Source organism: Mycobacterium intracellulare ATCC 13950 (assembly GCF_000277125.1).
Taxonomy (GTDB): Bacteria; Actinomycetota; Actinomycetes; order Mycobacteriales; family Mycobacteriaceae; genus Mycobacterium; species Mycobacterium intracellulare.
Window position 1 is genome coordinate 3534479 of record NC_016946.1, and the last position, 13782, is coordinate 3548260.

14 protein-coding genes are annotated in these 13782 nt (G+C 68.5%); 6 read left to right on the top strand and 8 right to left on the bottom strand.

Annotated elements, in window-relative coordinates; all coding sequences use genetic code 11:
• Positions 1-84 precede the first annotated feature (84 nt).
• Positions 85-966, bottom strand: a complete 882-nt coding sequence (locus tag OCU_RS40875) for a dihydrodipicolinate synthase family protein (protein WP_009957662.1) — start codon at positions 964-966, stop codon at positions 85-87.
• Between the two features lie 36 nt (positions 967-1002).
• Complete coding sequence (locus OCU_RS40880) at positions 1003-1800, bottom strand: aldolase (protein WP_014380510.1); 798 nt, start codon at positions 1798-1800, stop codon at positions 1003-1005.
• Positions 1801-1871: 71 nt separating this feature from the next.
• Here OCU_RS40880 and OCU_RS40885 point away from each other — a divergent pair, with 71 nt between their 5' ends.
• Positions 1872-2396, top strand: coding sequence for a helix-turn-helix domain-containing protein (locus OCU_RS40885; protein ID WP_008258289.1), 525 nt, complete (start codon positions 1872-1874; stop codon positions 2394-2396).
• Here OCU_RS40885 and OCU_RS40890 read toward each other — a convergent pair.
• On the bottom strand, positions 2371-2814 hold the full coding sequence (locus OCU_RS40890) for a hypothetical protein (RefSeq protein WP_008258290.1): 444 nt from the start codon (positions 2812-2814) through the stop codon (positions 2371-2373). The genes OCU_RS40885 and OCU_RS40890 overlap by 26 nt on opposite strands.
• Before the next feature lie 83 nt (positions 2815-2897).
• Between OCU_RS40890 and OCU_RS40895 the strand changes: the two genes are divergently transcribed.
• Positions 2898-4496 (top strand): purple acid phosphatase family protein, encoded by a 1599-nt coding sequence (locus OCU_RS40895; protein WP_176476842.1) that lies wholly within the window; start codon positions 2898-2900, stop codon positions 4494-4496.
• Between the two features lies 1 nt (position 4497).
• On the opposite strand, the gene OCU_RS40900 is transcribed toward OCU_RS40895, so the two are convergent.
• A complete protein-coding gene (locus OCU_RS40900; protein ID WP_008258292.1) occupies positions 4498-5523 on the bottom strand; it encodes an Rv2578c family radical SAM protein in 1026 nt (341 codons plus the stop codon).
• A gap of 141 nt (positions 5524-5664) precedes the next feature.
• Between OCU_RS40900 and OCU_RS40905 the strand changes: the two genes are divergently transcribed.
• The 3 genes from OCU_RS40905 to OCU_RS40915 all read left to right on the top strand — a co-directional run bounded on the left by OCU_RS40905 (position 5665) and on the right by OCU_RS40915 (position 6777).
• Positions 5665-5964 (top strand): glycosyltransferase family protein, encoded by a 300-nt coding sequence (locus tag OCU_RS40905; protein WP_008258293.1) that lies wholly within the window; start codon positions 5665-5667, stop codon positions 5962-5964.
• Positions 5965-6034: 70 nt separating this feature from the next.
• A complete protein-coding gene (locus OCU_RS40910; RefSeq protein ID WP_008258294.1) occupies positions 6035-6529 on the top strand; it encodes an SRPBCC family protein in 495 nt (164 codons plus the stop codon).
• A 23-nt stretch (positions 6530-6552) separates the two neighbouring features.
• The gene (locus OCU_RS40915; protein WP_008258295.1) at positions 6553-6777 is read left to right on the top strand and encodes a hypothetical protein; all 225 of its coding nucleotides are present in this window, start codon (positions 6553-6555) and stop codon (positions 6775-6777) included.
• Between the two features lie 28 nt (positions 6778-6805).
• Here OCU_RS40915 and OCU_RS40920 read toward each other — a convergent pair whose 3' ends face one another.
• From OCU_RS40920 to OCU_RS40930, 3 genes are read right to left on the bottom strand one after another with little or no spacing between them, the layout of a single operon-like run.
• The gene (locus OCU_RS40920) at positions 6806-8314 is read right to left on the bottom strand and encodes an HNH endonuclease signature motif containing protein (protein ID WP_014380511.1); all 1509 of its coding nucleotides are present in this window, start codon (positions 8312-8314) and stop codon (positions 6806-6808) included.
• A 54-nt stretch (positions 8315-8368) separates the two neighbouring features.
• Positions 8369-9631 (bottom strand): histidine--tRNA ligase, encoded by a 1263-nt coding sequence (hisS, locus tag OCU_RS40925; protein ID WP_008258300.1) that lies wholly within the window; start codon positions 9629-9631, stop codon positions 8369-8371.
• A 3-nt stretch (positions 9632-9634) separates the two neighbouring features.
• Positions 9635-10291 (bottom strand): MBL fold metallo-hydrolase, encoded by a 657-nt coding sequence (locus OCU_RS40930; RefSeq protein WP_009954373.1) that lies wholly within the window; start codon positions 10289-10291, stop codon positions 9635-9637.
• 115 nt (positions 10292-10406) lie between these two features.
• Here OCU_RS40930 and OCU_RS40935 point away from each other — a divergent pair, with 115 nt between their 5' ends.
• Entirely contained in the window at positions 10407-11297 is an 891-nt protein-coding gene (locus OCU_RS40935; RefSeq protein WP_009954372.1) for a peptidylprolyl isomerase, read from the top strand.
• 12 nt (positions 11298-11309) lie between these two features.
• Here the strand turns inward: OCU_RS40935 and OCU_RS40940 are convergent, their stop codons facing one another.
• The gene (locus OCU_RS40940; protein WP_373368571.1) at positions 11310-13622 is read right to left on the bottom strand and encodes a RelA/SpoT family protein; all 2313 of its coding nucleotides are present in this window, start codon (positions 13620-13622) and stop codon (positions 11310-11312) included.
• Between the last annotated feature and the right edge of the window lie 160 nt (positions 13623-13782).

The window sequence follows — 13782 nt, forward strand, 5'->3', positions numbered from 1 at the left end:
GGGGTGAGGAGGAGTAGGGCAATCGGGTTAGCCCTACGACGATGCAGCCCGCGCAGCGGGGTGAGGAGGAGTAGCCCAATCGGGCTAAGCCAGTAGGCCTTTCAGTTCGCCCCGGCCGGCCTCGTCGAGCGGCAACAGTGGCGCGCGCGGATCCCCGACCGGGAAGTCGAGCAGCTCCAGGCCGGCCTTGACGGTGGTGGCCAGCCCGCCCGCGACGATGAAGGTGAGCAGCGGCTTGAGGTCGTCATAGAGCTTCTGCGCCGTGTCGAGGTCGTTCGCGCGCACCGCCTCGTAGAGGTCGATGCAGGGCTGCGGCCGCAAACACGGTGCGGCCGTGCACCATCCGGACGCCCCGGCCTTCAGCGCGTCGAGCACCAGCGGGTTGCTGCCGTTGTAGAAGGGCAGCCGATTGCCGGACAGTTCGGCGATGCGCTGCATGCGGGTCAGGTCGCCGGTGGACTCCTTGACCATGGTCACGTTGTCGATGGATTCGAACATGCGCACCAGCAACTCGGGCGGCATGTCGACGCCGCTGGTGGCCGGGTTGTTGTAGGCCATGATCGGGATCGAGATGGCATCGCTGATGCTGCGGTAGTGCTGGAAGATCTCCCGCTCGGTCAGCTTCCAGTAGGACACCGGCAGGATCATCACGGCGTCGGCCCCGGCCTGCTGCGCGTAGGTGGCGCGCCGAATGGTCTTGGCGGTGGTCACATCCGACACACCGACCACCACCGGCACCCGGCCCGCGACGGTGGCGATGGTGGTGTCGACCACGGTGTCGAATTCGGGTTCGTCGAGATAGGCGAGTTCGCCGGTGCTGCCCAGCGGTGCGATCGCATGAACGCCGGCCGACACCAGCCGATCGACCAGCGCCGCAAGGCGTTTCGTGTCGATGCCGTCCCCAGAGAACGGCGTTACCGGGTAGGCGATGATGCCGTGGATCTTGGGCTCGGACGTTTGCGCCACAGGCGGGCTCCTCGGATTCGGTTGGCGGATAACGGGTTAGCTGGTCAGCGCGTCCGGGTGCCGGGCCAGGGCCCGGCGGGCGTAGTAGGCGAAGTTGGCGCGGCTGCGCTGCGGCGACAGTGTCCAGTCGTGGGCCTCGCGGGCCAGCTCCTCGGGTAGCTCTTTGACGGTGCCGGCGGCCATCGCGGCCAGCTGCAGTTTCGCGGCGCGCTCGATGAGGATGCCCAACGAGCACGCCTCCTCGACGCTGGCGCCGGCGATGACGTGGCCGTGGTGGGCCAGCAGGACCGCCTTCTTGTCCCCCAGCGCGGCGGAGATGATCTCCCCCTCCTCGTTGCCGACCGGCACGCCGGGCCATTTCTCCAGGAACGCGCAGTCGCCGTAGAGCGGCGTGGTGTCCATGTGGGACACGATCAGCGGAACTTCCAGCATCGACAGCGCGGCCACGTGGAACGCGTGCGTGTGCACGATGCATTGCACATCGGGGCGGGCGCGATAGATCCAGCTGTGAAAGCGGTTGGCGGGGTTGGCGATTCCGTCTCCCTCAAGGACGTTGAGGTCCTCGTCGACCAAAAGCAGGTTGGCGTCGGTGATCTCGTCGAAGCCCAGACCGAGCCGCTGGGTGTAGTAGGTGCCGTCCCGCTCGGCGCGGGCGGTGATCTGCCCGGCCAACCCGGAATCGTGCCCGGCGTCGAACAGGGCGCGGCACGTCAGGGCGAGCTTCTGGCGGGTGGTCAGCGGCGCATCGGCGGCGTCCTTGGATTGAAGGGTCGTCAACTGCTCGGCCGCGCGGCGCATCAAGTCGGATTTCGAATCGGTGAACGTGCTGGCCATAACGGGCTCCCTCGGCGATATGACACGATAGTATCACTATAGGAAACCTTATGTCATGAGAGGGGCGGCCGGTGACGGCACTGCTGCGCGCGGTCCGCAAGCAACGCGGCCTCACTCTCGAGGCCCTCGCCCAGCAGACCGGGCTGACCAAGAGCTACCTGTCCAAGATCGAACGCCGGCGCAGCACGCCGTCGATCGCGGTCGCCCTCAAGGTCGCCAAGGCGCTGGACGTCGACGTCGGGCGGCTGTTCTCCGAGGAGGCGGCCCACGAGAAGATCACCGTCGAACGGGCCGCCAGTGCGGAGGGTGAGCGCTACCGGGTGCTGGCCTCGTCGGTGCTGGGAAAGTCGATGTCGCCGTTCGTGGTTCGCCCGACCGAGAGGCCGGCCGACGACCCCCATCCCGAGCACACGGGTCAGGAATTCCTGTTCGTGCACGCCGGGACCGTCGAGCTCGACTACGGGGATCAGACGTTCACCCTCGGGCCCGGCGACAGCGCCTATTTCGACGCCTCGATCGGCCACCAGGTCCGGGCCGTCGGCGCCGAACCCGCCGAGGTCGTCGTCGTGGCTACCAGGGACGCGTCGAGCAGGTGACTCCGGTGGTGGCGCTCTGGGTCACCACGACCTGGCCGTCCACCGCGATCTGGCACTGAATCTGCGGCATGTTCGACGAGTCGCAGTCCGGCCAGTGGCATCCACCGCTGGCGTTGACGAACGCCCACTGGTTGGGGTCGGCCAGGGTGGCGTTGTAGACGAGCGGCTGCCCGGCGGTGAACGCCGTCTGCACGGTGTTCAGGAACTGCGACGAGTTCGAGTTGAAGGCCGCCTGGCTGGGCGGATCGCTGTTCATGTACCTGACGTTGCCGGTCAGGTTGCCGGTGGCGGTGATCGTGTACGTCACCTGGTGGCCGGCGGGATCCGCGTGGGAGGTGGCGGGCGTCGCAATCATCGCAGCGGCCGCGGCAAACGTCGCCGCCGCGATCCCCGTGGTCGCTATTCGCACGTTCGTCATATCTCAAACGCTACCGAATCCGTTACCGCCGTATCCGGGAAACGGCCTCTACCACGCGGGGCGTTCACCTTCAGGTCGCGCGGCTGCGGTATGAAGCAGGAGTGAGCGACGATTCGGAACATGCCGGCATCAGCCGCCGCCGGTTACTCACATCGAGTGCGGCCTCCGCGGTTCTCGGCGGCGTCGGGGTGGGCGGCGCCGCGCTGCTGTGGTCGCAGCCCGCCGGCCCCCGCGGGCCCGCGGCCTGGCTGCAGTCCGACCGCAACGGCGCGCCACCGATCGGCGGGCTGCACCTGCAATTCGGCAGGGACGCCGCCACCGAGGTGGTGGTGTCCTGGCACACCACCGACGCCGTCCGCAATCCGCGCGTCCTGCTCGGTACGCCGACATCCGGCTTCGGCCGCACCGTGGCCGCCGAGACCCGCACGTACCGGGACGCCAAGTCGGGCACCGAAGTTCGAGTCAACCACGCCCGGCTGACCGACCTGACCCCGGACACCGACTACGTGTACGCCGCGGTGCACGACGGAGCCGAACCGGAACAGGGCACCGTACGAACGGCGCCGTCGGGCCGAAAGCCCTTGCGGTTCACCAGCTTCGGCGACCAGTCCACGCCGGCTCTGGCCAAGATGCCCGACGGCCGCTATGCGACCGACAACATCGGCTCGCCGGCGGCCGCCGACACCACCATCGCCATCGAGCGCCTCGGCCCGCTGTTCAACCTGGTCAACGGCGACCTGTGCTACGCCAACCTGGCCCAGAACCGGATCCGGACCTGGTCGAACTGGTTCGACAACAACACCCGCTCGGCCCGCCACCGGCCCTGGATGCCGGCGGCCGGCAACCACGAGAACGAATTGGGCAACGGGCCGATCGGTTACGGCGCTTATCAGACCTACTTCGCGGTGCCCGATTCCGGGTCCAGCCCCCAGACCCGCGGCCTGTGGTACTCGTTCACCGCCGGATCGGTGCGGGTGATCAGCCTGGCCAACGACGATGTGGCCTACCAGGACGGTGGCAACTCCTACGTGCACGGCTACTCCGGCGGAGAGCAAAGGCGCTGGCTGGCAAGCGAACTCGCCGCGTCCCGGAGCGACCCGAATATCGACTGGGTGGTCGTGTGCATGCACCAGACGGCGATCTCCACCGCCGACAAGACCAACGGGGCCGACCTGGGCATCCGGGAGGAATGGCTGCCGCTGTTCGACCAGTACCAGGTGGACCTGGTGTTGTGCGGCCACGAGCACCACTACGAACGCTCGCATCCCGTGCGGGGCGCGCTGGGGACCGACACCCGCACGCCGATCCCCGTCGACACCCGAAGCGATCTCATCGACTCCACCCGGGGCACGGTGCATCTGGTCATCGGCGGCGGCGGCACCTCGGCGCCGAGCAACGCAATGTTCTTTCCCGAACCCCGGTGCCGGGTGGTCACCGGCGTGGGGGCGTTCGACCCCGGGCTGCGGCGCAAGGCGCCGATCTACGTCCTCGAGGACGCGCCGTGGTCGGCGTTCCGCGACCGCGACAACCCTTACGGCTTCGCGGCTTTCGACGTCGACCCGGGCCGCCCCGGCGGCAATACCTCGATCAAGGCGACGCATTACGCGTTGCGGGGCCCGCTGGGCGACATGGTCGTGATCGACGAATTCACCCTGACCAAGCCGCGCCGCGACAAAAGCTAGCTCAAAACAACGTCTCCTGAACGGGTTGCGGCGTTTCGGCCGAAACCGCTTGGGAGAACGGGCGATGATCGCCGGCGAGCCGGTACTTGGCGATCAGCGGGGCGGCGCGCTCGCGTAGCATGTCGCGATAACCCTGCGGCAGGTAGGCGCCCCGCCGGTACAGCTCGCGATAGCGGCCGACCAGTTCGGGATGCGAGCGCGCCAGCCACGACATGAACCATCCGCGGGTCGAGCTGCGCAGGTGCAGGCCGAAAACCGTCACGCTGCCGGCGCCGGCGGCCGCGATCTGGCCGAGCAGCGCGTCGAGATGCTCGGCGGAATCGGTGAGATACGGCAGCACCGGCGCGACCATCACGTGGCAGTTCAGCCCGGCGGCGGTGATCGCGCCGATCAGGCCGAGCCGCGCCTGTGGCGTGGGCGTGCCGGGCTCGACGTCGCGGTGCAGCTCGGCATCCCCGACCGCCAGCGACACCGCGACCGACACCGGGACCTGCGCCGCGGCGTCGGCGATCAGCGGCAGGTCGCGGCGCAGCAGGGTGCCCTTGGTCAGGATCGAGAGCGGGGTGCCCGATTCGGCCAGGGCGCCGATGATGCCGGGCATCAACGCGTAGCGCCCCTCGGCCCGCTGGTAGGGATCGGTGTTGGTGCCCAGGGCGACGGTCTCGCGCTGCCACGACGGCCTGCGCAGCTCGCGACGCAGCACCTCGGCCACGTTGGTCTTGACGACGACCTGGGTGTCAAAGTCGTTGCCGCAGTCCAACTCCAGGTATTCGTGGGTGGGCCGGGCGAAGCAGTACCGGCAGGCGTGCGAGCAGCCGCGGTAGCCGTTGACCGTATAGCGGAACGGCAGGGCCGACGCGTTGGGCACCTTGTTCAGCGCGGACTTGCACAGCACCTCGTGAAAGGTGATGCCGTCGAACTGCGGCGAGCGCACGCTGCGGACGAAGCCGATGCGTTGCAGCCCCGGCAGCGCCCCGTCCTCGACCGGTTTCCCGTTGACCGCGACGGCCTGGCTTGCCCACCGCATCCCGCTATTCGAACATCAGTTCGAGATACAGTCAAGTGCCATGGCCCATCCGCCCCGCTGCGCCGCCGAAGCCCGGCCTTGTGCGCGGTAGCAAACCAGATTATTTTCGGGTGACCGAACCGAAGGCGGGGTGTTGCACGCATGCGTTTGATCCATGTCGCGGCGGCGGTTGGCATTCCCGTCGTTGTGCTGATTGGGGCGTCGCCGGCCGGCGCGGAAACCGGCGCCGTCGGTTATGCCCAATGCGTCGGAGGCGACACCAAGCCCCCGCCGCCGGGCGTGAGTGCAGACGTGTGGTTCCCCAGCGTCCATGTGATCGACCACGACATCATTTCGGGTGTGCCGGCCGCCGAAGTGGTTGAGAGGCTGGTGAACATGGGCGTCAACCGGGACGACGCCGTTCGCCGCGTGCAGTGTTATCTGGTCAACTCACCGCATTAGCCCGCTTCTGCCGCCTACCGCGCGGGGCTAAGCTGCGGATCGTCGCCCCGGACGTCAGCCGCGAGGAGTTATGACCGAACGCATCGAGACTTCCCGCACCATCGCCGCACCGGCGTCGGACATATTCGCCGTGCTGTGCGACCCGCAGGGCCACGTGGCGATCGATTCGTCCGGGATGCTCCAGGATGCCGACGGCGATCCGGTGCGCGGCGTCGGTGACCGCTTCGTCGTGCACATGGATCGCGAGTCGTTGAACGACTTTCCGCAACTGGGCAAGTACGACGTCACCGTCGAGATCAAGCAGTTCGAGCAGGACCGCCTGATCGCGTGGACGGTGCTCGGTCAGATCCAGCCACCGATCGGCCATGTGTACGGCTACGCGCTCGCGCCGACCGAAGACGCCTCGGCCACCGTGGTCACCTCGTTCTACGACTGGTCGGACATCGACCCCAAGTGGCGGGAAGCCGGGATTTTCCCGATCCTGTCCGAGGGCGCGCTGCGGGCGACCCTGGGAATTCTCGACCGCACCGTCCGCCGCGGTTATCCGCGGGGAATCGTGCTGTAAGCCCGGCGGCAGGAGGGACCGACATGTTGCATTCGATGGTTCTGGCGAGTTCGGACCCCGTCGCCGCCGGCTTCATTCTGCGTGGCATCAAAGGGATTTTCGTCGCGATCGGCAGCATCATCGCCGCAATAGTCTGCGGCGTCATCGCCATGATGAAGGGCCGCAATCCGCTGGGATGGGGAATCCTTGGACTGTTCTTCTCCATCCTCACCCTGATCGTGGTGATCGTCATTCCCAGCAAGAAATGACCGGGCCGCGCCGGCCCGCGCCGGCGCGCTAGAAGGGCGGCGGCTCCCCGTCCCCCACGGCGTGAGTCGATTCGGAATACCAAGCGTACGAAGGCCTTTCAGCCAGGCGAGCCGTTCGGTTGTGTTTGCGTTCTGCTGCGATGCGGGTGGCGCGGTCTTGGGTGCGGGTGCGGCGGCGTTGGGGCATCATCGCGGTGCGCTGGGCGCAGTGGTTCGGGGGTGGGTCGGCTTCGGGGGCCGCGATCGCGCCGGTGGCCGCGCACAAGCTGGGAAACAACAGCGCGCTGCCCGGGGTGGTCACATAGGTGTGCCCGGCCGGGGAGGTGAAGATCAGCGTGCCATCGGGCAGCTGCTTTTCCTGCCAGCCCCAAAACGTTTTCACCAAATGATGCGTACGGCACAGCGCCTTGAGATTCGACGCATGCGTGGGCCCACCGGCGGCGTAGGGGATGGTGTGGTCCACATCGCAGGCGGTAGCCGGGCGATCACAGCCGGGCCAGCGACACGTCAGATCCCGACACCGCACAAAATCGGCCAGCGCCCGCGAGGGCACATACCCCGCCTCGGGTGGCGCGTCGCCGGGATGGGTCAACGGCACCAGTGTGGCCGAGGCCGCCAGCTCGGCGAGCACCTCCGGCGGGATCAATCCCTCCGCGCCGATCTCGGCACCCGGCGTGGCGCCGGCGCCGGCCAGGGTGGCGTGTTCGCCGATCACATGGACAGTCACCGGGCCCGCGGCCCGCCCCCCGGCCGCACAATCCGCGCGCCCGCAGCGACACCCCAGCCGATCGGCGTCGGCGGCCAACGCCCCCAATGCATCAGCGCGGCGCTGCTCCCGAGTCCGTGGGTCATGCGCACACACCGTGGCCGCCAACCCATCCAGGCGCCGATCCAGCGCGTGGGCGTCCGGGGCGTACAGGGTGGCTTCCAGATGGGCCAGGCCATCGCCCATGTCGGCCATCCACACCTGCCGGCCGGCCGCGCGCTCCTGGCGCCGCCGCACCGCATCCACATCAGCTTTGGCCACGACCTTGTCGACCTGGGCGGCCAACCGGCCCTGACTCAACGACGGCCACCGGCCCACATTGGCCGCCAACACCGCGTCCACCGAACGCAACACCTCGAGGTCGACGATCAAATCGGTGCGGAACACGATGGTCTGAAACATCCGGTAATCGATATCCCCGGCGGCAAACACCGCCCCCACTTTCGGCAGGCGTTCGCGCATCGCGCGGGCGTAGCGCACCCGGCTCGCGGCCAGGCCCTGGCCGATCCGCAACTGCGCGCCCACCTCGGCGGCCACCGCCGCCTCGGTGTCCACCGCCCACTCCTCGGTCTCCGCACAGCGCGAGAGCCGGTAGGCAAACAACTCCCCGATCGCCACCAACTGCGCCGCGGCCGCCCGATTCTCCACCCGCGCCACAACCCCGAGGTGCTCCAACAACGCCGCCGACTCCCGCGTCGACGACGGATGACAACGCTCAACGAGCTCATCAAGCTCCGCGATCACCGCACGCCGCCGCACCTCATCGAACATACGTTCGACTATGCCACAGGCAACCGACAAACCGCCTACCAGGCCCGAAACGGGCTACCGGCCCAGCCGCGCAAGCACGTCGGCGACAACGGTCTCCGAAGCGACGGCCGACTGCTCCCCCGTCCCGAGGTCCTTCACCCCGACCGTGCCGGCCTCGATATCGCGGTCGCCCAGCACCAGGGCGACCCGGGCGCCCGACCGGTCGGCCGCGCGCATCGCGCCCTTGAGCCCGCGGTCGCCGTAGGCCAGGTCGACGCGCACCCCGGCGGACCGCAGTTGACCGGCCAGCACCGCCAGCCGCAGCTTGGCCTGCTCGCTCAACGGCACCCCGAAGACCTCGCAGCGCGCCGCCGTCCCCACGCTCTTGCCCTCGGCCCGCAGCGCCAGCAGCGTGCGGTCCACGCCGAGCCCAAATCCGATGCCGGACAGGTCTTGTCCGCCGAGCTCGCGCATCAGGCCGTCGTAGCGGCCCCCGCCGCCGATGCCCGACTGCGCGCCCAGCCCGTCGTGCACGAACTCGAACGTGGTCTTGGTGTAGTAGTCCAGCCCGCGCACCATGCGCGGGTTGATGACGTAGGGCACCCCGAGCGCGTCCAGATGCGCCAGGACGGTGTCGAAGTGCTGCTTGGCCGCATCGGACAGGTGGTCGAGCAGCACCGGCGCATCGGCCGTCATGGCCCGCACCTCGGGTCGCTTGTCGTCGAGGACGCGCAGCGGGTTGATCTCGGCGCGCCGGCGCGTCTCGTCGTCAAGCGAGAGCCCAAACAGGAACTCCTGCAACAGTTCTCGATACGCCGGTCGGCAGCTGTCGTCGCCGAGCGAGGTGATCTCCAGCCGGAAGCCGTCGAGCCCCAGGGAGCGAAAACCCGCGTCGGCCACGGCGATGACCTCGGCGTCCAGGGCCGGGTCGTCGACGCCGATCGCCTCCACGCCGACCTGTTGCAGCTGGCGATAGCGGCCGGCCTGCGGGCGTTCGTAGCGGAAAAACGGTCCCGCGTAACAGAGTTTGACGGGCAACGCGCCGCGGTCCAATCCGTGTTCGATGACGGCGCGGACCACGCCGGCGGTCCCCTCGGGCCGCAGCGTCACCGAACGATCGCCGCGGTCGGCGAACGTGTACATCTCCTTGGACACCACGTCGGTGGACTCGCCCACGCCGCGCGCGAACAGCGCGGTGTCCTCGAAGATGGGCAGCTCGATATCGCCGTAACCGGCGCGGCGGGCGGCCCCGAGCAGTCCGTCGCGCACCGCGACGAACTGGGCCGAGTCCGGCGGGACGTAGTCGGGCACGCCCTTGGGCGCAGAAAATTCCGCCACCGGTTACAGGCCTTCGAGGAAGGGGTTGAGGCGCCGCTCGGCGCCGATGGTGGTGGCGTTGCCGTGCCCCGGCAGCACCACCGTCGCGTCGTCGAGCACCAGGAGTTTGTCGACGATCGAGGTCAGCAGGTCGCGCCCGCTGCCGCCGAACAGATCGGTGCGCCCGACCGACCGCTCGAACAGCGTGTCGCCGGTGAACACCAAGTCCTTGTCCCCGGTCACCCGGAACACCACCGATCCGCGCGTGTGCCCGGGGGTGTGGTCGACGTTGACCGTCACGCTGCCCAGGTCGAGCTTGTCGCCGTCGCGGTCGAGCTCGACGACCTGCTTGGGCTCCCGCCAGAAGGCGCCCGCCACCAGCTGCGCCAGCCGTGGGCCCAGGCCGTAGATCGGGTCTTTGAGCATGAACCTGTCCTCGGGATGGATGTAGGTCGGGCACCCGTAGGTGTCGGAAACCTTCTGCGCCGACCACATGTGGTCGATGTGCCCATGGGTCAGCAGCACCGCCGCCGGCGTCAGCCGGTTCTCGTCCAGGATGCGCCGCAGCGGGGCCATCGCCCGCTGACCCGGATCCACGATGACGGCGTCCGTTCCCGGCCGCTCAGCCAGCACGTAGCAGTTGCACTGCAACATGCCGGCGGGAAATCCGGTGATCAACACGGATCCCATTTTCCCATGGGGCCCACTTGACACGAGTCGCGGCGCCCACATTAGCCTGAGCTGGCCACCTCACGGGTTTATGGGGCTCCGATCCAATCATGGAGGCATAGCGGCCGTGCCGACCAACGAACAACGACGTGCCAACGCCAAGCGCAAGCTCGAACGCCAGCTGGAGCGGCGCGCGAAGCAAGCCAAGACGCGCCGGATCGTGTTGATCGCGGCCGGCTCGATCGTGGCCGTGGCCGTGGTCGTGGCGGTGGTCCTGACGATCGTCAACACCAAGCACGAACACAAGAGCAACACCGCGGCGACGACGACCAGCAGCAGCTCGCCGGAAAGCACGACGCCCGCCGGGCCCGCGCCGTCCGCCCCGCCGTTGCCGGCGTTCAAGCCGTCGGCCGAAGTCGGCGCCAACTGTCAATACCCGGCAACACCGGAGCCCGCGGCCAAGCAGGTCAAGCCGCCGCGCACCGGCAAGGTGCCGACCGATCCGGCGCAGGTGAGCGTCAGCATGGTGACCAACCAGGGCCACATCGGCCTGATGCTGGCCAACAACGAATCACCTTGCACCGTCAACAGTTTCGCGAGCCTGGTCGGCCAGAAATACTTCGACAACACCAAATGCCACCGGCTGACCACCTCACCGGGGCTGGGCGTCTTGCAGTGCGGCGACCCCAAGGGCGAAGGCACGGGCGGCCCGGGCTACCAATTCGCCAACGAATACCCCACCGACCAGTACCCGCCGAACGACCCCAAGGCGCAGGAGCCCGTCCTCTACCCGCGCGGCACCCTGGCCATGGCCAACGCCGGGCCCGGCACCAACGGCAGCCAATTCTTCATGGTCTACAAGGACTCCCAGCTGCCGCCGCAATACACCGTGTTCGGCACCATCCAGCCCGACGGGCTCGCCACCCTGGACAAGATCGCCAAGGCCGGCGTCGCCGGCGGCGGCGAGGACGGGGCACCCGCGACCGAGGTCACCATCACCTCGGTGCTGCTCGACTGAGTCCGAGCGGGCTCAGGCCGCCGACGTCACGCGGTAGACGTCGTACACGCCCTCGACGTTGCGCACCACGTTCAGCAGGTGGCCGAGGTGCTTGGGGTCACCCATCTCAAAGGTGAACCGGCTGATGGCAACTCGATCACCGGACGTGGTCACAGACGCGGACAGGATGTTGACCTTCTCATCGGCCAGCACGCGCGTGACGTCCGACAGCAGCCGGTGCCGGTCGAGCGCCTCGACCTGAATGGCCACCAGGAACACCGACGACGGCGACGGCGCCCAGTGCACCTCGATGATGCGCTCGGACTGCTGCTGCAGCGAGGCGGCGTTGGTGCAGTCGGTGCGGTGCACGCTGACCCCGCCGCCGCGGGTGACGAACCCCATGATCTGGTCGCCGGGCACCGGCGTGCAGCACTTCGCCAGCTTGGTCAGCACGCCCGGGGCACCCGGGACCGAGACCCCGACGTCGTCGCTGCTGCGCGGGCGCCGCAGCATGGTCGTCGGGGTGGACCGTTCGGCGAGGTCTTCTTCGGCCTGGTCGATGCCGCCGAGTTCGGCCAGCAGCCGCTGCACGACGTGGCGGGCCGACACGTGCCCCTCACCGATCGCCGTGTAGAGGGCGGACACGTCGAGGTAGTGCAGCTCGCGGGCCACCGCCGACAGGGTCTCGCCATTGACCAAGCGCTGCAACGGAAGTCCCCCGCGACGCACCTCGCGTGCCATCGCGTCCTTACCGGCCTCCAGCGCCTCCTCGCGGCGCTCCTTGGCGAACCACTGCCGGATCTTGGCCTTGGCGCGCGGCGACACCACGAACTGCTGCCAGTCCCGCGACGGCCCGGCGGTGGCCGCCTTCGACGTGAAAACCTCTACGACTTCCCCGTTTTCCAGCTTGCGTTCCAGAGCCACCAGCCGCCCGTTGACCCGGGCGCCGATGCAGCGGTGGCCGACCTCGGTGTGCACGGCGTAGGCGAAGTCCACCGGCGTGGAGCCGGTCGGCAGGGTGATGACGTCGCCCTTGGGGGTGAAGACGAAGATCTCTTGTACCGCAAGGTCATACCGCAACGATTCGAGGAATTCGCCGGGGTCGGCGGCCTCCCGTTGCCAATCGAGCAACTGGCGCATCCACGCCATGTCGTCGATCTCGGCGGCGGCGTGCGGATGCGGAACGCCATTGCGCCCCTTGGCCTCCTTGTAGCGCCAGTGCGCGGCGATGCCGTACTCGGCGGTGCGGTGCATGTCGCGGGTGCGGATCTGCACCTCCAGCGGCTTGCCCTCGGGGCCGACGACCGTGGTGTGCAGTGACTGGTACACGCCGTACCGGGGCTGGGCGATGTAGTCCTTGAACCGGCCGGCCATCGGCTGCCACAGCGAATGCACCACGCCCACAGCGGCATAGCAGTCCCGGATCTCGTCGCACAGGATGCGGATGCCGACGAGGTCGTGGATGTCGTCGAAGTCGCGGCCTTTGACGATCATCTTCTGGTAGATCGACCAGTAGTGCTTGGGGCGGCCCTCCACCGTCGCCTTGATCTTCGACGCGCCCAGCGTGCTGACGATCTCGGCGCGGACCTTGGCCAGGTAGGTGTCGCGCGACGGCGCGCGCCCGGCGACCAGCCGGACGATCTCCTCGTACTTCTTGGGATGCAGGATCGCGAACGACAGGTCTTCCAGCTCCCACTTGACGCTGGCCATGCCCAGCCGATGCGCAAGGGGCGCAATGACTTCCAGCGTCTCGCGCGCCTTGCGGGCCTGCTTCTCCGGCGGCAGGAACCGCATGGTGCGCATGTTGTGCAGCCGGTCGGCCACCTTGATCACCAGCACGCGGGGATCGCGCGCCATCGCGGTGATCATCTTGCGGATCGTCTCGCCCTCGGCGGCGCTGCCCAGCACCACCCGATCCAGCTTGGTCACACCGTCGACGAGATGGCCGACCTCTTCGCCGAATTCCTCGCTCAAGGCGTCCAGGGTGTAGCCGGTGTCCTCGACGGTGTCGTGCAGCAGCGCGGCCACCAAAGTCGTGGTGTCCATGCCCAATTCGGCCAGGATGGTGGCGACGGCCAGCGGGTGGGTGATGTACGGGTCGCCCGAGTGGCGCAACTGGGTGGCGTGGCGCTGGTCGGCGACCTCGAAGGCGCGCTGCAGCATCGACACGTTCGCCTTCGGGTAGATCTCCCGGTGCACCGCCACCAGCGGTTCGAGCACCGGGTTGAGCGTGCTGCGCTGCGCGGTCATCCGCCGGGCCAGCCGCGCCCGGACCCGCCGCGACGCGCTGCTGGACGTCTTCAGGGACTCGGTCGGCGGCTCCGGCGCCTCCATGGGCTGCGTGATGGCCGGCGGCTCCGTGACTTTGGTGGGCGCGTCGAGCGCCTGGGACGCGCTGTTGTCATCCGCCACGTGTGGTCACCTCCGAATTCGAGGATACGTCCTCTCGATCCGATGACCCGGCTCCTGCTCGCGCCGTCCCCGTCGCCGCTCCGCGGCCGGGAGG

Excerpts from the sequence above, each read along its gene's own strand:
- OCU_RS40880 (WP_014380510.1), bottom strand. The coding sequence starts at position 1,800 with ATGGCCAGCACGTTCACCGATTCGAAATCCGACTTGATGCGCCGCGCG.
- OCU_RS40890 (WP_008258290.1), bottom strand. The coding sequence starts at position 2,814 with ATGACGAACGTGCGAATAGCGACCACGGGGATCGCGGCGGCGACGTTT.
- OCU_RS40900 (WP_008258292.1), bottom strand. The coding sequence starts at position 5,523 with ATGCGGTGGGCAAGCCAGGCCGTCGCGGTCAACGGGAAACCGGTCGAG.
- OCU_RS40905 (WP_008258293.1), top strand. The coding sequence starts at position 5,665 with ATGCGTTTGATCCATGTCGCGGCGGCGGTTGGCATTCCCGTCGTTGTG.
- OCU_RS40910 (WP_008258294.1), top strand. The coding sequence starts at position 6,035 with ATGACCGAACGCATCGAGACTTCCCGCACCATCGCCGCACCGGCGTCG.
- OCU_RS40915 (WP_008258295.1), top strand. The coding sequence starts at position 6,553 with ATGTTGCATTCGATGGTTCTGGCGAGTTCGGACCCCGTCGCCGCCGGC.
- OCU_RS40920 (WP_014380511.1), bottom strand. The coding sequence starts at position 8,314 with ATGTTCGATGAGGTGCGGCGGCGTGCGGTGATCGCGGAGCTTGATGAG.